Raw genomic sequence first — 16,102 nt, 5'->3', positions numbered from 1 at the left:
GGTGATCTACCGGCGGGTAGCAATCATGGCGACGGCGCCGTGAAATGGATCGGGTTGACGCCGTAGAGGGCCACCCAGGTCAGCACCGCCGCGGCCACCGCGCCGCCATAGCCCAGAAGACAGACCCCGAAGGCGCTCCAGCCGATCATTTTGGTCCGGGACATGGCTTTATCCGTCAAGCAAGCTGTTCATAATGACAAGCAAGCTAGACACGCAGGTCGGCGGTGTCAAGCGTCATTGACACATCCTCGAACGGTCACGGGGCTTGGCCGCGGCCGGTCACGCCCCTACCTAGGCGGACTGCTCCGCTCGAAAGCCGCCTATGACCGTTCAAGACCCGCTGCCCGTCAACGCCATCGAGGTGCGCGGGCTGGAGAAGACCTACGCCGGATCGAAGAAGGCCCCGCCAAAGGTCGCCCTGCGCGGCGTCGACCTGGTCATTCCGCGTGGCTCGATGTTCGGCCTGCTGGGTCCCAACGGCGCCGGTAAGTCGACCCTGATCAACATCCTCGCCGGGGTGGTCAACAAGACTGGCGGCACGGCCGAGATCTGGGGCCGCGACATCGACAAACAGCCGCGCGCCGCCCGCGCCGCCCTCGGCGTGGTGCCGCAGGAGATCGTCGCCGACGTCTTCTTCACCCCCCGGGAAGCCCTCGAGGTCCAGGCCGGCTTCTACGGCGTCCCGGCCAATGAGCGCCGCTCCGACGAACTGCTCGCCGCCCTCGGCCTCAGCGACAAGGCCCATGCCTATGTCCGCGCCCTGTCCGGCGGCATGAAGCGCCGCCTGATGGTGGCCAAGGCCCTGGTGCACAATCCGCCGATCCTGATCCTCGACGAGCCCACCGCCGGGGTCGACGTCGAGCTGCGCCGCCAGCTCTGGGAGTATGTCCGCCGCATCAACGCCGAAGGCGTCACCATCCTGCTGACCACCCACTATCTGGAAGAGGCGCAGGAGCTCTGCGACACCATCGCCATCATGAACCGCGGCCAGGTGGTCGCCTGCGAGCCGACGCCCCAGCTGCTGCGCCGACTCGACACCCGCAACGTCATCGTGACGCCCGAGGGCGAACTCGACGGCCTGCCGACGCTCAAGGGTTTCGAGGCCGTCGCCCGCCCGAACGGCGCCTTCGCCGTCACCTACAAGAAGGGCCAGGCCTCGGTCGAACAGGTGCTGGCGGCGGTGCGCGCCGCCGGCGTCACCATCGCCGACATCTCGACGGAAGATCCCGATCTGGAAGACGTCTTCCTCGCCCTGACCTACGGCGACGCGGGGCAGGCGGATCCGACCAAAGACTAGGCATCAGGCAGCAGGCAGCAGGGAGCAGGAAGCGGCTCGTCGCTGACGTCAGGCTCGGCGTCCCCTGTTGCCTGTTGCCTGATGCCTCAAACCACCATCACCGTCCCGATCAGCAGCCGCGCCCCGGCCCGGCCCAGCGTCCGGTCGGTGGCCGCCTGCAGCTGCGCCACCAGCCGCTCGACGTCCGGCGGCGCCCCCGGCAGCAGCCCGTTGGCCGCCTGTTGCACCACCGCGGCGTAGGCCGCCCGCAGGCGCGGGGCCGATTGCGTCACCCGCGTGCGCAGCGCCGCGTTCGGCGTATCCAGTCCGGTTTCGACGGTCATCACCCCGCGCCGGCCGCCGGCCCGGCGAACGTTGGCCGTGATGGTCGGCAGCCGCATATAGCTGGGCTCCGGCGCGCCGCCGCCGCCCCCGGTCTTGCGGGCGGTTTCCTTGAGTCCAAGCAGGGCGCGTCTATCCATGCGCCGACGCTAGCGGGAGGCGCTTAAGGCCCGGTTACAGCCTCTCCCTCCCCGTCCCGGGGAGGGATGTCGGCGCGCAGCGACGACAGGGTGGGGGGCGGCTGTCAGACCAAGGCGCCGCCCACACCCGGCCTCGCCTGAGGCTCAGCCACCCTCCCCGAACGGGGAGGGAGAAGGTGTTCTACGCCGCCGCCTCGACCGCCTTCGGCTCCATCGGCTTCAGGTCCAGCAGGGCGAACAGGGCCGCGTCCTCGTCCTGTTCCGGGTTGGGCGTGGTCAGCAGCTTGCCGCCGACGAAGATGGAATTGGCCCCGGCGAGGAAGCACAGCGCCTGCATCTCGGCGCTCATCGTCTCGCGCCCGGCCGACAGCCGCACCATGGCCTTCGGACAGACCAGCCGCGCCACGGCCACCGTCCGCACGAACTCGATCGGATCGATCTCGCCCTCCCGCTTCACCCGGTCGCCCAGCGGCGTGCCCGTCACCGGCACCAGCGCATTGACCGGCAGGCTGTCGGGATGCTCGGGCAGGGTGGCCAGCGCATGCAGCAGGCCGGCCCGATCGCGCCGCGCCTCGCCCATGCCGACGATGCCGCCGCAGCAGGTCGCCATGCCCGCATCGCGGACGTGCTGCAGGGTGTCGAGACGGTCCTGATAGGTCCGGGTCGTCACCACCTCGGCGTAGTACTCCGGCCCCGTATCCAGGTTGTGATTGTAGTAATCCAGCCCCGCCGCCTTCAGCTGCCGGGCCTGATCGGCTGTCAGCATCCCCAGCGTCGCGCAGGTCTCCAGCCCCAGCGCCTTCACCCCGGCGATCATGGTCGCCAGCTTCGGCGTGTCGCGGTCCTTCAGCTCGCGCCAGGCCGCCCCCATGCAGAAGCGGCTGGCCCCGCCGGCCTTGGCCGCCATGGCCTCGGCCAGCACCGCCGTGGCGTCCATCAGCTTCTCGGCCTTAAGCCCGGTGTCGAAACTGGCCGACTGCGAACAGTAGCCGCAGTTCTCGGCGCAACCGCCGGTCTTGATCGACAGCAGCTGGCTCTTCTGCACCTCGGACGGGTCGAACCAGCGCCGGTGCACGGTCGCGGCCTCGAACACCAGCTCCATGAACGGCCGGGCGAACAGGGCCTCGACCTCGTCCAGGGTCCAGTCGTGGCGGGGAATCGAAAGGTCACGGGTCATGATCCCGTTTCCCTGACGCAGGGGGCGCGGCCGGGCAACCCTCAAACGTCCATGATGATCTCGCCGCGCTTCAGGTCAATCACCACCCGCTCGAACACGCCCAGCACGTCGACGCCCATCAGCATCGCCGGCGTGTTCTCCAGCCCGAGCAGGCGAAAGATGTGGAAATCGCCCATCAGCACCGCCAGCCGGTCCAGCACCAGTTCGTCGAAATGCACCGCCGAGACCACCATGGCCTGGGCCAGCGCCGCCCGTCCCGTCGGAGACTGCACCAGCGCATTCCCGCTCGAGGCCGCGCGGCTCTGGAACGGCCGCGCGCTGGCGGCTTCGGCCAGGGCCGGATTGATCAGGGTGACCTGGGCGCCGGTGTCGACCACCGCCTGGACCGCCTGGCCGCGAACGAGGGCGTTGACCACCATCAGTTCGGCGCCGCCCCCCTGCGGCGGCTGGAAACGGACCCGGGGCCGCACCACGCCGAGGAACTGGTCCGGATCAGGCCGCGAACGGTTGATCGACGACCGCCCCTGGCCGCGAAAGCGCATGATCAGCCGCTGCTCGGCCAGCAGGTCCAGTCCCAGCAGGCCGTCCAGTCCGATCAGGCCGGGGCGGGTCCCCACCGCCATCCGCGCCTCGCCCACCGACAGCGAGCCGCTGGACAGGGTCCGCGCCCGCACCGCGGGTACGCGCTCCAGCCCGATCACCGTATGCATGTCCAGTTCGCCCGCCGGCGCGATCCCCAACCGCTCCACGAGATCGCCGGCCACCACCGAGGCGCTGGCCGCCGTGTCGACGGCGAAGCGCAGGGGGCCCTGGCCGTTGATGAAGACCGGCACGGTCGACCGATGAACCCGGTCGGTGGTCTGGTCGGCGCGAAACTCGTCGATCTGGGTCTCTTGCGACCAGGCCGCGCCCGGCGCGGCCAGTGAGCCCGGCGCGACCAGTGCGCCCAACAGGGCGCCGCCCACGAGGCGGCGGCTCAATCCGTCTGCCGTCATCACGCACCTCCCGCCGGGAGGGTTGCACGGATAACGCCGGCCCGCGACCTGAACGCGGGATTCTGTCAGAAGCTTCATATAAGGATATCCTTATACGATTATTGCCCCCGGGCCGACGGCGCGCTATAGCGCCGACCGAAACACGCGCCCCCCCGACTTCAGCCAGAGGCCTTCATGACCGACTACATCGTCCGCGACATCTCCCTTGCCCCCTATGGCGCCAAGGAGATCGCCATCGCCGAAACCGAGATGCCCGGCCTGATGGCGCTGCGCGAGGAGTTCGGCAAGGACAAGCCGCTGAAGGGCGCCCGCATCGCCGGCAGCCTGCACATGACCATCCAGACCGCCGTGCTGATCCAGACCCTGGAAGCCCTCGGCGCCGAGGTCCGCTGGGCCTCGTGCAACATCTTCTCGACCCAGGACCACGCCGCGGCCGCCATCGCCGCCTCGGGCACCCCGGTGTTCGCCACCAAGGGCGAGACCCTGGTCGAGTACTGGGACTACGCCCACAAGATCTTCGAATGGGCCGACGGCGGCTATCCGAACCTGATCCTCGACGACGGCGGCGACGCCACCCTGCTGTGCGTGCTCGGCCCGAAGGCCGAGAAGGACATCTCGGTCCTGTCGAACCCGCAGAACGAGGAGGAAGAAGCCCTCTATGCGGTGATGAAGCGCTACATCAAGGAGAAGCCCGGCTTCTATTCGGCCATCCGCGACGCCATCGGCGGCGTCTCGGAAGAGACCACCACCGGCGTCCACCGCCTGTACCAGATGGCCGAGCGCGGCGAGCTGCCCTTCCCCGCCATCAACGTCAACGACAGCGTCACCAAGTCCAAGTTCGACAACCTGTACGGCTGCCGTGAGAGCCTCGTCGACGCCATCCGTCGCGGCACCGACGTCATGCTGTCGGGCAAGGTCGCCGTGGTCTGCGGCTACGGCGACGTGGGCAAGGGCTCGGCCGCCTCGCTGCGCCAGGGCGGCGCCCGGGTGAAGGTCACCGAGGTCGATCCGATCTGCGCCCTGCAGGCGGCGATGGAAGGCTATGAGGTCGTCACCGTCGAGGACGTGGCCGGCGAGGCCGACATCTTCGTCACCGCCACCGGCAACAAGGACGTCCTGACCGTCGACCACATGCGGGCGATGAAGAACAACGCCATCGTCTGCAACATCGGCCACTTCGATTCCGAGATTCAGGTCGCGGGCCTGAAGAATTTCAAGTGGGACGAGATCAAGCCGCAGGTCCACCACATCGAATTCCCGGACGGCAAGAAGATCATCCTGCTGTCGGAAGGCCGTCTGGTGAACCTCGGCAACGCCACGGGCCACCCGTCCTTCGTGATGAGCGCCAGCTTCACCAACCAGACGCTGGCCCAGATCGAGCTGTGGACCAACAAGTCGAAATACCAGAACCAGGTCTACGTCCTGCCCAAGCACCTCGACGAGAAGGTCGCCATGCTCCACCTCGGCAAGCTGGGCGCCAGGCTGACGACCCTGTCGAAGGAACAGGCCGACTACATCTCGGTCCCGACCACCGGCCCGTTCAAGCCGGACCACTACCGCTACTAGGACCTCGACAACGGCTCGACCCCTCCCGGACCCGGCGCAAGCCGCTGTCCGGGAGAGGGCGGCCGGCTTGAGGCCCGGCCCGTCAGTCCTCGATCGCCTCGACGCCCAGCCGGTCCAGTTCGGCCAGATGGGCCTTCATCGCCTCGATCTGCCCGGGCGAATGCCCTTCCCAGCCTTTGACTTCGCCCAGCACCCGCACGGGCTCGCGGGTGCGGTACGACATCGACGGATTGCCCGGAAACCGCTTGTCAGTGAGATTGGGATCGTTCTCGACCGGCCCGGTCGGCTCCACCACATAGATGCGGGCCGTGCCGTCGCCGGCGGCCAGCTCTGCGCCCCAGACGGCGGCGTCCAGCGTCGCGGTCACATAGCTCCAGGCCGCGGCCTTGCCGGTCCCGTAGTTGGAGGGCCGGCCGGCCTCGATCCGGTCACCGGGCGCCAGAGAGGCCCTCGTCCCGTGGAAGAAAGCCTGGGTCAGCGGGGTCGGAGCAGCGGTCATGGATCAACAGCCCTTGCGCGGAGCGGGAGCGTCTCCCGCGGAGAGGGCTCCGAAGACTGCGCATATTTTCCCCGCCGACAATTCTTGAACGCAAGTCTTTCGCGCCCATTTCCCCTCCAGGCGGGGCGGGAAATCACCCCTTGTCGCCCACCCTCCGGCCACGGCGGGTCGGCCGCAGGCGGAACCACAGCAGCACGAAGCCGGACAGGACGACGATGGTCGACACCGCCGCCGTCACGATGATGAGCGGGTGGTTGAAATCCTCGCCGTCGTCCCAGTCCATGACGTGCAGCCGCCACAGCAGGTCGAAGAACCGCCACATCTCCGAGCGCCGGGTCAGGACCTCGCCGGTCTCGGGCGACAGGTAGAAGCTGGTCCGCTCGCGGTCGTCGAAATCCACCCGCCACAGCGGCCCCTCGCGCCCGGTTTCCTCCGGGGCCTCGGGCAGGAAGGCGGCGGACACGGGCTTGCCCGGCCCCGCATAGCCGAGCGCCGCCAGCCGCCGCGCCTCCGCTTCGTCCAGCGGCGGCAGGGGCCGGCCGTCGACCGCCGAGACGGTGACCGGCTCGCCCTCGATCGGCGTCAGCGTCCACACCGGCCCGCGCCGGGTGGTCCGGATCTCCGCCTTGCCGAAGGCCGTGACGCCGGCGGCCCGGGCCGCCTCGGCCGCATCGATCACGCCGGCCGGATCGAGGGCCGTGGCCGGGGCCGCGGCGACCCGGTGCTCGCTGCGCACCGTCTCGATCGGCATCATGGTCATCAGCATGCCGCCGCCCACCCAGAACAGCACCTGCACCCCGACGATGAGCGCCAGCCATTTGTGGACCTGGCTCGACCAGCGGAAAATCTTCAACGGAGGGCTCACTCGCTGCTTGGGGACTACCGGCGCGCTAGCACGGCTGGACGGTTCTGTCCGCTTCCAGCCTCCGGGAGAGGGTCCGGCTTCGACCCGCTGCGGACATTCGGACCTGCTCCTCTGGCGTTCCTGGGGCTCCGACCCCAGCTTCTGCAGACGGCTCGGGAGCGGCGAAGATGACGACCAAGGCCCATTGGGAAAACGTCTATCAAACCAAGGCGGTGGACGAGGTAAGCTGGTATCGTCCCCACCTGGACGTATCCCTGAAGCTGATCCAGGAGGCCGCGCCGGACACCGGCAGCGCGCTCATCGATGTGGGCGGCGGGGAGGCGACTCTGGTCGATGATCTCGTCGCGCGCGGCTACGAGGACGTGACAGTGCTCGATATCTCCCAGGCGGCGATTGACGTGGCCAGGGCGCGGCTGGGCCCTTCCGCCGGCCCGGTGCACTGGATGATCGGTGATGTCACGACGGCCGAACTGGAAGGCTCTCGCTACGACGTGTGGCATGACCGGGCCGTGTTCCACTTCCTGACCGACGCGAAGGACAGGGCCGCATACGTGCGCCAGGTCGCGCACGCCGTTAAGCCCGGCGGTCACGTCATCGTCGCGACCTTCGGGCCGGAGGGACCGGAGAAATGCAGCGGACTGGATGTCGTCCGCTACGACGCGGGGAGTCTGCACGGCGAGTTCGGGCCGAAATTCCGTCTGCTGGACAGCGTCACCGAGTTGCATGAGACGCCCTGGGGGGCGCCTCAACAGTTCATGTATTGCTTCTGCCGGGTGGAATGAGAGGCGGGATTCGCAAGACCCGCGCCGTCCCGCAGGTCCGCCGGCTCACGCCGCCAGCGGCAGCTCCGGTATCGCGGCCCGTTCGACGCGGTCGACCAGCCGCTCGCCGGCGTAGACGCTGACCCGTTCCCAGCCGACCACGCCTTCGGCGGCGGCCAGGGCGCGGGCGCGGGCGATCCCGTCGTCCCGCGCGTCCAGCACGCACAGGTCGGCGACCGGGTCTTCAGCCGTGCTGACGATGCAGTAGTAGGAGTCCATGGGTCCCTCGTTCCGGGCGCCCTGAACTACCCGACCGAGAACTCGTTCCCATGACGGCTTTCCGACAGTTTGGCGGCGATTGGTTCAGATGGTCGCGGCGGCCGCCGCTGGCGCTCCGCCCGGCGGGAGCCTAGAAACCCGTCATGGGAACCGTATTCGACATCCTGATCGTCCTCGCCATCGCGGCGGTCGCCATCACCCTCGGCTTCGGCATCCGCTCGCTCTACCGGACCGGCCCCGAGGCCCGCTCGCATTCCAACAGGCTGATGCGGCTCAGGGTCGCACTGCAGGCCCTGGCGGTGATCCTGCTGGTGGCGGCCATGTGGTGGAAGTCGGCGCACGGAGCCTGATCGCATGGTCGTCCTCAACCGCATCTATACGAAGACCGGCGACGGCGGCGAGACGCGGCTGGCCTCCGGCGCCCCGGTGTCCAAGACCGATCCCCGCGTCGACGCCTATGGCGCCGTCGACGAGCTGAACGCCGTCATCGGCGTGGCCCGGCTGCACGCGGGCCAGAACGACCGCATCGACGCCATGCTGGGCCGCATCCAGAACGAGCTGTTCGACCTCGGCGCCGACCTCGCCACCCCGCACGATCCGCCGCCGAAATGGGAGGCCCTGCGCGTGCTCGACAGCCAGGTCGAACGGCTCGAAACCGAGATCGACTGGATGAACGAGTGCCAGAAGCCGCTGGACAGCTTCATCCTCCCCGGCGGCTCGCCCCTGTCGGCCCACCTGCACCTCGCCCGCACGGTCTGCCGCCGGGCCGAGCGCGACGCGGTCCGCGCGCGGGAGGCCGGGCGCGAGTTGTCGCCGGCCGCGCTGCGCTATCTCAATCGCCTGTCGGATCACCTGTTCGTCGCCGCCCGCCGGGCCAACGCCCACGGCGCCGACGACATCAAATGGGTTCCCGGCGCGACCCGCTGAGGGCTCTCGCCTACTGCGCCGCCAGGGCGATGCGCTGGCGCTCGGCGTCCGCGTCGCGCGCCGCCTTCGCCGCCGCCATCCGGTCCTCGATAGCGATCAGCTCGCGATTCTTGGCGTCGGACGCCTCGGCCCGGCTCTGACCGATCGGCCGTCCGGTGACCTCGGCGATCGAGATCGGACGGGCGCAGATCGACGTCTCCCGGTCCCACCAGCCGCCGTCCGCCTCGCAGCGGTCCCCCGGCGCCACCACCAGCGCCTCCCAGGCGAACATGCCGCCCATCAGCACCGCGAAGAGGGCCACGAACAGCACGCTCAGTCGCTTCATGGTCAGCAGACGTTGCATCGGTTGGTTCCACTCTTGATCCGCGCATCGGGCAACGGGCCCGTTGACGCGGCGTTACGTTGACAGGCCGGGACAGCCGTTCCATTCCCTGCCCGCACATTCCGGCGATCTGATGGACAGCGCAATGAAGGTACTCGTCCCCGTCAAACGGGTGATCGACTATAACGTCAAGGCCCGCGTCAAGGCGGACCAGACCGGCGTCGATCTGGCCAACGTCAAGATGAGCATGAATCCGTTCGACGAAATCGCCGTCGAGGAAGCGGTTCGGCTCAAGGAAGGCAAGGAGCATCACGCGGCGGGCACGGCGACCGAGATCGTCGTCGTCTCGATCGGCGTGACCCAGGCCCAGGAGACCATCCGCACCGCCCTGGCCATGGGCGCCGACCGCGGTCTGCTGATCCAGTCCGACACGGACCTCGAGCCCCTCGCCGTCGCCAAACTGCTCAAGGCCGTGATCGATGAGGAAAAGCCCGACCTGGTCCTGATGGGCAAGCAGTCGATCGACGGCGACAACAACGCCGTCGGCCAGATGCTGGCCGCCCTGCTCGACTGGCCCCAGGCCACCTTCGCCGGCAAGCTGGTCATCGAGGGCGGCAAGGCCACGGTCACGCGCGAGGTCGACGGCGGCCTCCAGACCCTGGCCGCGACCCTGCCGGCCGTGGTCACCGTCGACCTGCGCCTCAACACCCCGCGCTACGCCTCCCTGCCCAACATCATGAAGGCCAAGAAGAAGGAGATCGCCGTCAAGGCGGTCGCCGACTACGGCGTCGACACGGCGCCGCGCCTCAAGGTGCTCAAGGTCGCCGAGCCGCCGAAACGCTCCGCCGGCGTCAAGGTGACCGACGCGGCCGATCTGGTCGCCAAACTCAAGACCGCGGGGGTCCTGTAATGGCCGTTCTCGTCATCGCCGACCGCGACGGGGATACCGTCCGCGACACCACCCACAAGACCGTCACCGCCGCCCTCAAGCTGTCGGGTGAGGTCGACGTCCTCGTCATCGGCCAGGGCTCGAAGGCCGCCGCCGACGCCGCCGCGAAGATCGCCGGCGTGCGCAAGGTGCTGCTGGCCGAAAGCGCCGGCCTGTCCCACCAGCTGGCCGAGGCCGTCGAGGCCACCGTCCTGGGCCTCGCCGCCGGCTATGACGCCATCCTTTCGCCGGCCACCACCGACGGCAAGAATTTCATGCCGCGCATCGCCGCCAAACTGGACGTCGCCCCCATCTCGGACATCATCGAAGTGGTCAGCGCCGACACCTTCGTGCGCCCGATCTACGCCGGCAACGCTCTCGAGACGATCCAGTCCGGCGACGCCAAGAAGGTCATCACCGTCCGCCCGACCGGCTTCGACGCCGCCGCCGAGGGCGGTTCCGCCTCCGTCCAGACCGTCGCGGGCGCCGACGCCGGCAAGGCCGCCTTCGTCTCCGAGGAGATGGTCAAGTCGGACCGTCCCGAGCTCGGCGCGGCCAAGATCGTCGTTTCCGGCGGCCGCGCCCTCGGCTCGGCCGAGGAATTCCACGCCGTCATGGACCCGCTGGCCGACAAGCTGGGCGCCGCCGTGGGCGCCTCGCGCGCCGCCGTCGACGCCGGCTACGCCCCCAACGACTACCAGGTCGGCCAGACCGGCAAGGTCGTCGCCCCGGGCCTCTACATCGCCATCGGCATCTCGGGCGCCATCCAGCACCTCGCCGGGATGAAGGACTCCAAGATCATCGTCGCCATCAACAAGGACGCCGACGCGCCGATCTTCCAGGTCGCCGACTTCGGTTGGGTCGCGGACTACAAGACGGCCGTCCCTGAGCTGATGAAGGCGCTGGGGTAGGGGCCGGCCAAAATCCGATCAGGACGGGCGCGGCGCTGCAGGGGGCCGCGCCCTTTCCTTGGCGCGAGCCGAAGTGGCTCACCAAACTACTCGCTCATGGATGACGTGAGCCAGCGGCACCGTTCCGACCTGATGAAGTCGAGCTCCATCTCCTCCTTGGCCAACATGATGGTTAGGTCGATCGGGAACTTGTCAGAAAGCTCCGCTAAACTCTCTCGAGCCAGAAGTCCGTCAGCCTCAAGTTCACAGATCAGCAGGATGTCGATGTCCGACCATGTCGTCGTTTGCTGATCAAGAGCCGAGCCGAAGACAAAGGCGTCGAGGCGCTCTCTTGTCCTCAGGCTGCCAACTGTCTCAGCGATCGCTCTAATGATCGCCTGCGCCGTCATTTCTTAACCGGGTAAAGATACTGGATTGATCACATATTTCGATGCCAAGTTCGGCAGCGGCTGCCGATCCTTGGGTTGAAATGCGACCGTAGGGAGTGTTCTTGAGGAGAACGTCGAACGGCGCGAGTAATCCATATGCTGAACGCACCGCGTCTGCGGTTACTTCGTACGCGTCCGTCAAGGCCACCACGACAGGCTCACCCTTCCCACGGTGAAGGCGATAGACCTGATCGCTTACGCGTTCGAGGTGGTCCACATTCCTATGCTGTTGGAATAGCCGTTCGATAAACGACAGGCCGGGATTGCGATAATCTGAGACATCGTTTTCAAAGTTCAGAGCACGATAAAGGTCATACATCTTGCCCCAAGATAAACCCTGGGCTTCCAAGGTGTCTATTACATCTCCCAGCCACTTTGCGGACTTGGGTATATTTAGAATAAAATCCGGACGCGGACTACCGCCCAACAACTCCTCACAGTCATCCATTCGAACTGGGTCGGTCGAAATCACGCCAATGATTGCAGGGGGCGCCGCCTTCCGCTCAACCCGCACGAGGCTTGGCCCGAGACGTTCGAGGCGTGTGACTTCTGCATGCTGAGGCAGGACTCCGACTAGCCAGTTTGCGTGGTCAGGCATCACCCACCATCATCCGGTCCATTGCCTCAGGGAATCTTTGTCCGCCGTCTGCACCCGTGAGGTGGCGAGCGATAAGGTCGTCAGTGTGCTGGCGAAAGGCCTCAATTGTTGTGAACTCCCGGCCGGCCGCCAAGCCTCGATTTTTGTCCAAAGTTGCCAAGACCCGCTTGTTGTTCGGGATGATGCTTCCGAGCACCTTACGGTGCCAAGCGGCGGGCACCTCACTCTCAAGATCAAACCGTGCGTCGGAGCCTGGACCGTAGGTTTCGAATGTGACCCTGTTCGCCGTTAGTAGCGGTTCGATAACCGCACGAACTTCGGCACGGGAGCCATAAGCCTTGACGGAAAACAGGTCTGCCAGCCGTTCCGCCCGTTCGAGTTTCCATTGTCTGATCAACGTGTCCGGATAGTCGTCAGGTGCCTTGTCGATGGCCGTGTGACAGTTGGCGCAAAGGAGGATGAGGTTGTCGTATGACCCTCGCTCAGCGTCGGTCAGGTCTGCGTTCGACCTCGGTCCCCGCTCGCTCGCTGCGAAGATGTGGGCCATTTCAGCGAAGTGGATGGGTCCGTCCTTCGCTGTCTCGACGAACAAGTGCTGCGTACAAGCCGGATTCTGACAATAGCCCGCAGAGTCGGCGAACAGCTTTGTTCGCGTTGCCGCGCTTGGATTGGCTTCACCGCGAGAGCACTTCAAATTCTTGCATCCGAAATCGCTAGGTTCGAGCTAGCACCTATAATGCAAGGCCGTGCGCCACCAAACTTTCTCCGCCGCGCCTGTCCGCAGCTGCTCTCTCATTCGCCATGGCCAACCTCCCCGTCCGCCTCACCCCCGGCGCCGCTTCCGACCGCATCGACGGCTGGGACGTCGACGCCGACGGCCGCCCCGTCCTCAAGGTCCGCGTCCGCGCCCGCCCGGTCGAGGGCGAGGCCAATGTCGCCCTGATCAAGCTGCTCGCGAAAACTCTCGGCGTGCCGAAATCCTCGGTCACGCTCGACCGCGGCGGCCAGTCGCGCACCAAGATGATCAGCGTCGCCGACCTGTCCCCCGACGAGCTCCGGACCCGCCTTACCGACTTGTAATGTTTCCGGCCTTGTCGCGGCGCGGGCGAAGCCTTTGTAATCGTCCCGACCGGCGCCGACAGCGCATCAGGGGGATGCTTCGATGAGACTTCAACGCCTGCGGGGCGCCAGCCTCGCCGCCCTGGCCTGCGTGGCCCTGACCGCCTGCGCCACCACCGGCGACAACGGATCGAACGGCGACGCCGCCTCCGCCGGCGACAGCGAGGCCCGCAAGCCCCTGGCCATGGGCCTCGACGCCGCCGCCAACCCCGATCCCTTCCCCTCGACCTATCGCGGCCTGCCGCGCGCGAACATGGCCATCGTCGGGGCCACGGTCTTCACCGGCGCCGGACAGCGCATCGAGAACGGCGTGGTCGTGGTCACCGACGGCCGGATCGCCGCCGTCGGCGGGGCCTCGACCCCCATCCCGGCCGGCCACCGCCGCGTCGACGCCGCCGGCCGCTTCGTCACCCCGGGCGTCATCGACACCCACAGCCACCTCGGCGTCTATCCCTCGCCCGGCGTTTCGGGGATGAGCGACGGCAACGAGGCCACCAATCCCAACACCGCCCAGGTCTGGGCCGAGCATTCGATCTGGCCCCAGGACCCCGGCTTCAACGCCGCCCGCGCCGGCGGCGTCACCACCCTCCAGATCCTGCCCGGCTCGGCCAACCTGTTCGGCGGCCGCGGCGTCACCGTCCGCAACATCCCCTCGGTGACCATGCAGGGCATGAAGATGCCCGACGCCCCCTATGGCCTGAAGATGGCCTGCGGCGAGAACCCGTCGCGCGTCTACGGCGGCCGCAACTCTTCGCCCGCCACCGGCATGGGCAATGTCGCCGGCTACCGCGCCGCCTTCATCGCCGCCCGCGAGTACAAGGCCAAATGGGACAAGTGGCGCGAGGACGGCGAGGGCTCGCCCCCGACCCGCAACCTGCAGATGGAGACCCTGGTCGGCGTGCTCGACGGCTCGATCCTGATCCAGAACCACTGCTACCGCGCCGACGAGATGGCGGTGATGATCGATATCGCCAAGGAATTCGGCTACAAGATCACCGCCTTCCACCACGCCATCGAGGCCTACAAGGTCGCGCCGCTGCTGGCCCGCGAGGGCATCTGCGCCGACATGTGGACCGGCTGGTGGGGCTTCAAGATGGAGGCCCTCGACGGGGTCGAGGCCAACGCCGCCCTCGTCGACGCGCCGGAAGGCTCCTGCGCCGTCATCCACTCCGACGACGCCGAACTGACCCAGCGCCTCAACCAGGAGGCCGCCGCCGCCCTCGCCGCCGGCCGCCGCATCGGCATGGACATCTCCGAGGAGCGGGCCATCAGCTGGATCACCCTCAACCCGGCCCGGTCGCTCGGCATCGCTGACCAGACCGGCTCGCTCGAGGCCGGCAAGCGCGCCGACGTGGTCATCTGGAGCGCCAATCCGTTCAGCGTCTACGCCCGCGCCGACCAGGTCTTCATCGACGGCGGCCTCGCCTTCGACCGCTTCAACCCCGCCTATCAGCCGGTCTCCGATTTCGAGCTCGGCCAGCCCGGCTACGGCCTGTCCGCCGCCGACGTCGCCCAGGGAGCCCGCTGATGCGCCTCAAGAGCCTCATCCTCGGCGCCGCCTGCCTGGCCGCGCTCGCCAGCCCCGCCCTCGCCCAGTCCCTGACCGCCATCACCGGCGGCCGCGTCCTGACCGGTACCTCCGTCATCGAGAACGGCACTGTCGTCATCCGCGACGGCCGCGTGGTCTCGGTCGGGACCGGCGCCGCCCCCTCGGGGGCCCGGGTCATCGACGCCCGCGGCAAGGTCGTCACGCCCGGCTTCGTCGCCGTCGACGCCGGCCTCGGCGGCTCCGAGATCTCCTCCGTCGGCGGCTCCGACGACCTGCGCAACGGCGCCAACACCATCAGCGCCTCGTTCGACGTCTCCTACGGCCTCGATCCGTGGTCCTTCACCCTGCCGGTGGCCCGCCTCGGCGGCATCACCCGCGCCGTCGTCGTCCCCAACCATCCGGGCGGCGGGGGCGGGGCCCACGCCCACGACGACTCGGACTTCGCCGGCGTCGGCGACGGCGGCTTCCAGTCGCCCAGCCTGTTCGCCGGCCAGGCCGCCGTCATCCACCTCGCCGAGGGAACCGACATCCTCGTCAAGGCGCGCGTGGCCATGGTCGCCCCGTTCGGCGAGGCCGGGGCCGGGGTCGCCGGCGGCGCCCGCGGGGCCCAGTTCACCCAGTTCAAGGAGACCCTCGCCGAGGTCCGCCTCTACGCCCGCAACAAGGCCGCCTACGACCGCGCCGGCCTGCGCGACCTCAGCCTGTCGCGCGCCGACCTCGAGGCCCTGATCCCGGTCGCCAACGGGACCATGCCCCTGATCGTCACCGTGCGCCGCGCCGCCGACATCCAGCAGGTGCTGCGCCTGGCGCGGGAGGAGGGGGTCAGGATCATCCTCGACGGGGCCGAGGAGGGCTGGCTGGTGGCCGGCCAGATCGCCGCCGCGAACGTGCCGGTGCTGCTCAATCCGATCTCCAACCTGCCCGGCAATCTCGAGACCCGGGCGGCGCGGATGCAGAACGCCGCCGCCCTCGACGCGGCCGGGGTGACCATCGCCATCAAGGGCAACGAAGGCTCGATCCACCGCGCCCGCGAGACTCGCTACAACGCCGGCAACGCCGTCTCTCACGGCCTGTCCTATGAGTCGGCGATCGAGGCGATCACGGTCAATCCGGCCCGCATCTTCGGCATGGCCGGCCAGTTCGGCGAGCTGCGCCCCGGCGCCGCCGCCGACGTGGTCATCTGGTCCGGCGACCCGCTGGAGCCCCTCAGCCTCGCTGAGACCATCTTCATCGGCGGCGCCGAACAGGCCCTGACCAGCCGCCAGTTCCTGCTGCGCGACCGCTACGCCTCCGGCGGCGAAGGCGCGATGCCGCCGGCCTACGGGCGGTAACCGTCATGGTCCCTTCTCCCCTTGGGGGAGAAGGTGCCCCGGAGGGGCGGATGAGTGGTAAGCCGGCTCTGGACCGGGCGCCAGCCGAC

At 68.3% G+C, this 16,102-nt stretch carries 21 protein-coding genes; 10 read left to right on the top strand and 11 right to left on the bottom strand.

Features of this window, described 5'->3' with window-relative positions; translation table 11 throughout:
* Nucleotides 1-23: 23 nt before the first annotated feature.
* Nucleotides 24-164 (bottom strand): hypothetical protein, encoded by a 141-nt coding sequence (locus tag RDU12_RS02870; protein ID WP_308684065.1) that lies wholly within the window; start codon nt 162-164, stop codon nt 24-26.
* A gap of 158 nt (nt 165-322) precedes the next feature.
* Here RDU12_RS02870 and RDU12_RS02865 point away from each other — a divergent pair, with 158 nt between their 5' ends.
* A complete protein-coding gene (locus RDU12_RS02865) occupies nt 323-1,297 on the top strand; it encodes an ABC transporter ATP-binding protein (protein WP_300290298.1) in 975 nt (324 codons plus the stop codon).
* An 86-nt stretch (nt 1,298-1,383) separates the two neighbouring features.
* Here the strand turns inward: RDU12_RS02865 and RDU12_RS02860 are convergent, their stop codons facing one another.
* The 3 genes from RDU12_RS02860 to RDU12_RS02850 form a co-directional block, all read right to left on the bottom strand.
* Nucleotides 1,384-1,758: a Tat pathway signal protein gene (locus tag RDU12_RS02860; protein ID WP_300290297.1), complete on the bottom strand. Its 375-nt coding sequence runs from the start codon at nt 1,756-1,758 to the stop codon at nt 1,384-1,386.
* Nucleotides 1,759-1,939: 181 nt separating this feature from the next.
* On the bottom strand, nt 1,940-2,935 hold the full coding sequence (gene bioB / locus RDU12_RS02855; RefSeq protein ID WP_300290296.1) for a biotin synthase BioB: 996 nt from the start codon (nt 2,933-2,935) through the stop codon (nt 1,940-1,942).
* A 41-nt stretch (nt 2,936-2,976) separates the two neighbouring features.
* Nucleotides 2,977-3,930, bottom strand: coding sequence for a pepsin/retropepsin-like aspartic protease family protein (locus RDU12_RS02850; protein ID WP_300290295.1), 954 nt, complete (start codon nt 3,928-3,930; stop codon nt 2,977-2,979).
* A 174-nt stretch (nt 3,931-4,104) separates the two neighbouring features.
* Between RDU12_RS02850 and ahcY the strand changes: the two genes are divergently transcribed.
* Nucleotides 4,105-5,496: an adenosylhomocysteinase gene (gene ahcY, locus RDU12_RS02845; RefSeq protein ID WP_300290294.1), complete on the top strand. Its 1,392-nt coding sequence runs from the start codon at nt 4,105-4,107 to the stop codon at nt 5,494-5,496.
* An 82-nt stretch (nt 5,497-5,578) separates the two neighbouring features.
* Here ahcY and arr read toward each other — a convergent pair whose 3' ends face one another.
* Both arr and RDU12_RS02835 read right to left on the bottom strand, forming a co-directional pair.
* A complete protein-coding gene (arr, locus tag RDU12_RS02840; protein ID WP_300290292.1) occupies nt 5,579-5,995 on the bottom strand; it encodes an NAD(+)--rifampin ADP-ribosyltransferase in 417 nt (138 codons plus the stop codon).
* A gap of 133 nt (nt 5,996-6,128) precedes the next feature.
* A complete protein-coding gene (locus tag RDU12_RS02835) occupies nt 6,129-6,848 on the bottom strand; it encodes a PepSY domain-containing protein (protein WP_308684064.1) in 720 nt (239 codons plus the stop codon).
* A 179-nt stretch (nt 6,849-7,027) separates the two neighbouring features.
* On the opposite strand from RDU12_RS02835, the gene RDU12_RS02830 reads away from it, so the two are divergent.
* The gene (locus tag RDU12_RS02830; protein ID WP_300290470.1) at nt 7,028-7,642 is read left to right on the top strand and encodes a bifunctional 2-polyprenyl-6-hydroxyphenol methylase/3-demethylubiquinol 3-O-methyltransferase UbiG; all 615 of its coding nucleotides are present in this window, start codon (nt 7,028-7,030) and stop codon (nt 7,640-7,642) included.
* A 45-nt stretch (nt 7,643-7,687) separates the two neighbouring features.
* Here the strand turns inward: RDU12_RS02830 and RDU12_RS02825 are convergent, their stop codons facing one another.
* The gene (locus RDU12_RS02825) at nt 7,688-7,900 is read right to left on the bottom strand and encodes a hypothetical protein (RefSeq protein WP_300290468.1); all 213 of its coding nucleotides are present in this window, start codon (nt 7,898-7,900) and stop codon (nt 7,688-7,690) included.
* Nucleotides 7,901-8,043: 143 nt separating this feature from the next.
* Between RDU12_RS02825 and RDU12_RS02820 the strand changes: the two genes are divergently transcribed.
* Nucleotides 8,044-8,250 (top strand): twin transmembrane helix small protein, encoded by a 207-nt coding sequence (locus tag RDU12_RS02820; RefSeq protein ID WP_300290467.1) that lies wholly within the window; start codon nt 8,044-8,046, stop codon nt 8,248-8,250.
* Between the two features lie 4 nt (nt 8,251-8,254).
* Entirely contained in the window at nt 8,255-8,827 is a 573-nt protein-coding gene (locus RDU12_RS02815; protein ID WP_300290465.1) for a cob(I)yrinic acid a,c-diamide adenosyltransferase, read from the top strand.
* A gap of 10 nt (nt 8,828-8,837) precedes the next feature.
* Here the strand turns inward: RDU12_RS02815 and RDU12_RS02810 are convergent, their stop codons facing one another.
* Complete coding sequence (locus RDU12_RS02810; protein ID WP_300290462.1) at nt 8,838-9,170, bottom strand: hypothetical protein; 333 nt, start codon at nt 9,168-9,170, stop codon at nt 8,838-8,840.
* A gap of 124 nt (nt 9,171-9,294) precedes the next feature.
* Here RDU12_RS02810 and RDU12_RS02805 point away from each other — a divergent pair, with 124 nt between their 5' ends.
* Both RDU12_RS02805 and RDU12_RS02800 read left to right on the top strand, forming a co-directional pair.
* Nucleotides 9,295-10,059, top strand: a complete 765-nt coding sequence (locus tag RDU12_RS02805; protein WP_300290461.1) for an electron transfer flavoprotein subunit beta/FixA family protein — start codon at nt 9,295-9,297, stop codon at nt 10,057-10,059.
* The gene (locus RDU12_RS02800) at nt 10,059-10,988 is read left to right on the top strand and encodes an electron transfer flavoprotein subunit alpha/FixB family protein (RefSeq protein ID WP_300290459.1); all 930 of its coding nucleotides are present in this window, start codon (nt 10,059-10,061) and stop codon (nt 10,986-10,988) included. Before RDU12_RS02805 ends, RDU12_RS02800 begins: the two co-directional genes overlap by 1 nt.
* Before the next feature lie 86 nt (nt 10,989-11,074).
* On the opposite strand, the gene RDU12_RS02795 is transcribed toward RDU12_RS02800, so the two are convergent.
* The 3 genes from RDU12_RS02795 to RDU12_RS02785 are packed head-to-tail and all read right to left on the bottom strand — an operon-like array spanning nt 11,075 to nt 12,708.
* The gene (locus RDU12_RS02795) at nt 11,075-11,377 is read right to left on the bottom strand and encodes a nucleotidyltransferase domain-containing protein (protein WP_300290457.1); all 303 of its coding nucleotides are present in this window, start codon (nt 11,375-11,377) and stop codon (nt 11,075-11,077) included.
* Complete coding sequence (locus RDU12_RS02790) at nt 11,355-12,014, bottom strand: hypothetical protein (RefSeq protein ID WP_308684063.1); 660 nt, start codon at nt 12,012-12,014, stop codon at nt 11,355-11,357. The genes RDU12_RS02795 and RDU12_RS02790 overlap by 23 nt, the downstream gene beginning before the upstream one ends.
* The gene (locus tag RDU12_RS02785; protein ID WP_308684062.1) at nt 12,007-12,708 is read right to left on the bottom strand and encodes an HNH endonuclease; all 702 of its coding nucleotides are present in this window, start codon (nt 12,706-12,708) and stop codon (nt 12,007-12,009) included. Before RDU12_RS02785 ends, RDU12_RS02790 begins: the two co-directional genes overlap by 8 nt.
* Nucleotides 12,709-12,815: 107 nt before the next feature.
* Between RDU12_RS02785 and RDU12_RS02780 the strand changes: the two genes are divergently transcribed.
* The 3 genes from RDU12_RS02780 to RDU12_RS02770 all read left to right on the top strand — a co-directional run bounded on the left by RDU12_RS02780 (nt 12,816) and on the right by RDU12_RS02770 (nt 16,013).
* Nucleotides 12,816-13,094, top strand: a complete 279-nt coding sequence (locus tag RDU12_RS02780; protein WP_300290451.1) for a DUF167 domain-containing protein — start codon at nt 12,816-12,818, stop codon at nt 13,092-13,094.
* Between the two features lie 82 nt (nt 13,095-13,176).
* Nucleotides 13,177-14,661, top strand: a complete 1,485-nt coding sequence (locus tag RDU12_RS02775; protein WP_308684061.1) for an amidohydrolase — start codon at nt 13,177-13,179, stop codon at nt 14,659-14,661.
* Nucleotides 14,661-16,013: an amidohydrolase family protein gene (locus tag RDU12_RS02770; protein ID WP_308684060.1), complete on the top strand. Its 1,353-nt coding sequence runs from the start codon at nt 14,661-14,663 to the stop codon at nt 16,011-16,013. The genes RDU12_RS02775 and RDU12_RS02770 overlap by 1 nt, the downstream gene beginning before the upstream one ends.
* Nucleotides 16,014-16,102 lie beyond the last annotated feature (89 nt).

It is taken from the genome of Brevundimonas sp., assembly GCF_031082345.1.
In the GTDB taxonomy this organism is placed as follows: domain Bacteria; phylum Pseudomonadota; class Alphaproteobacteria; order Caulobacterales; family Caulobacteraceae; genus Brevundimonas.
Note: the sequence above shows the minus strand (reverse complement) of the source record. Positions and strands in the feature narration are given on the sequence as shown.

Bases quoted from the DNA above. Each gene is read 5' to 3' on its own strand.
- RDU12_RS02870 (WP_308684065.1), bottom strand. From the start codon at position 164: ATGTCCCGGACCAAAATGATCGGCTGGAGCGCCTTCGGGGTCTGTCTT.
- RDU12_RS02865 (WP_300290298.1), top strand. From the start codon at position 323: ATGACCGTTCAAGACCCGCTGCCCGTCAACGCCATCGAGGTGCGCGGG.
- RDU12_RS02860 (WP_300290297.1), bottom strand. From the start codon at position 1,758: ATGGATAGACGCGCCCTGCTTGGACTCAAGGAAACCGCCCGCAAGACC.
- bioB (WP_300290296.1), bottom strand. From the start codon at position 2,935: ATGACCCGTGACCTTTCGATTCCCCGCCACGACTGGACCCTGGACGAG.
- RDU12_RS02850 (WP_300290295.1), bottom strand. From the start codon at position 3,930: ATGACGGCAGACGGATTGAGCCGCCGCCTCGTGGGCGGCGCCCTGTTG.
- ahcY (WP_300290294.1), top strand. From the start codon at position 4,105: ATGACCGACTACATCGTCCGCGACATCTCCCTTGCCCCCTATGGCGCC.
- arr (WP_300290292.1), bottom strand. From the start codon at position 5,995: ATGACCGCTGCTCCGACCCCGCTGACCCAGGCTTTCTTCCACGGGACG.
- RDU12_RS02830 (WP_300290470.1), top strand. From the start codon at position 7,028: ATGACGACCAAGGCCCATTGGGAAAACGTCTATCAAACCAAGGCGGTG.
- RDU12_RS02825 (WP_300290468.1), bottom strand. From the start codon at position 7,900: ATGGACTCCTACTACTGCATCGTCAGCACGGCTGAAGACCCGGTCGCC.
- RDU12_RS02820 (WP_300290467.1), top strand. From the start codon at position 8,044: ATGGGAACCGTATTCGACATCCTGATCGTCCTCGCCATCGCGGCGGTC.
- RDU12_RS02815 (WP_300290465.1), top strand. From the start codon at position 8,255: ATGGTCGTCCTCAACCGCATCTATACGAAGACCGGCGACGGCGGCGAG.
- RDU12_RS02810 (WP_300290462.1), bottom strand. From the start codon at position 9,170: ATGCAACGTCTGCTGACCATGAAGCGACTGAGCGTGCTGTTCGTGGCC.
- RDU12_RS02805 (WP_300290461.1), top strand. From the start codon at position 9,295: ATGAAGGTACTCGTCCCCGTCAAACGGGTGATCGACTATAACGTCAAG.
- RDU12_RS02800 (WP_300290459.1), top strand. From the start codon at position 10,059: ATGGCCGTTCTCGTCATCGCCGACCGCGACGGGGATACCGTCCGCGAC.
- RDU12_RS02795 (WP_300290457.1), bottom strand. From the start codon at position 11,377: ATGACGGCGCAGGCGATCATTAGAGCGATCGCTGAGACAGTTGGCAGC.
- RDU12_RS02790 (WP_308684063.1), bottom strand. From the start codon at position 12,014: ATGCCTGACCACGCAAACTGGCTAGTCGGAGTCCTGCCTCAGCATGCA.
- RDU12_RS02780 (WP_300290451.1), top strand. From the start codon at position 12,816: ATGGCCAACCTCCCCGTCCGCCTCACCCCCGGCGCCGCTTCCGACCGC.
- RDU12_RS02775 (WP_308684061.1), top strand. From the start codon at position 13,177: ATGAGACTTCAACGCCTGCGGGGCGCCAGCCTCGCCGCCCTGGCCTGC.
- RDU12_RS02770 (WP_308684060.1), top strand. From the start codon at position 14,661: ATGCGCCTCAAGAGCCTCATCCTCGGCGCCGCCTGCCTGGCCGCGCTC.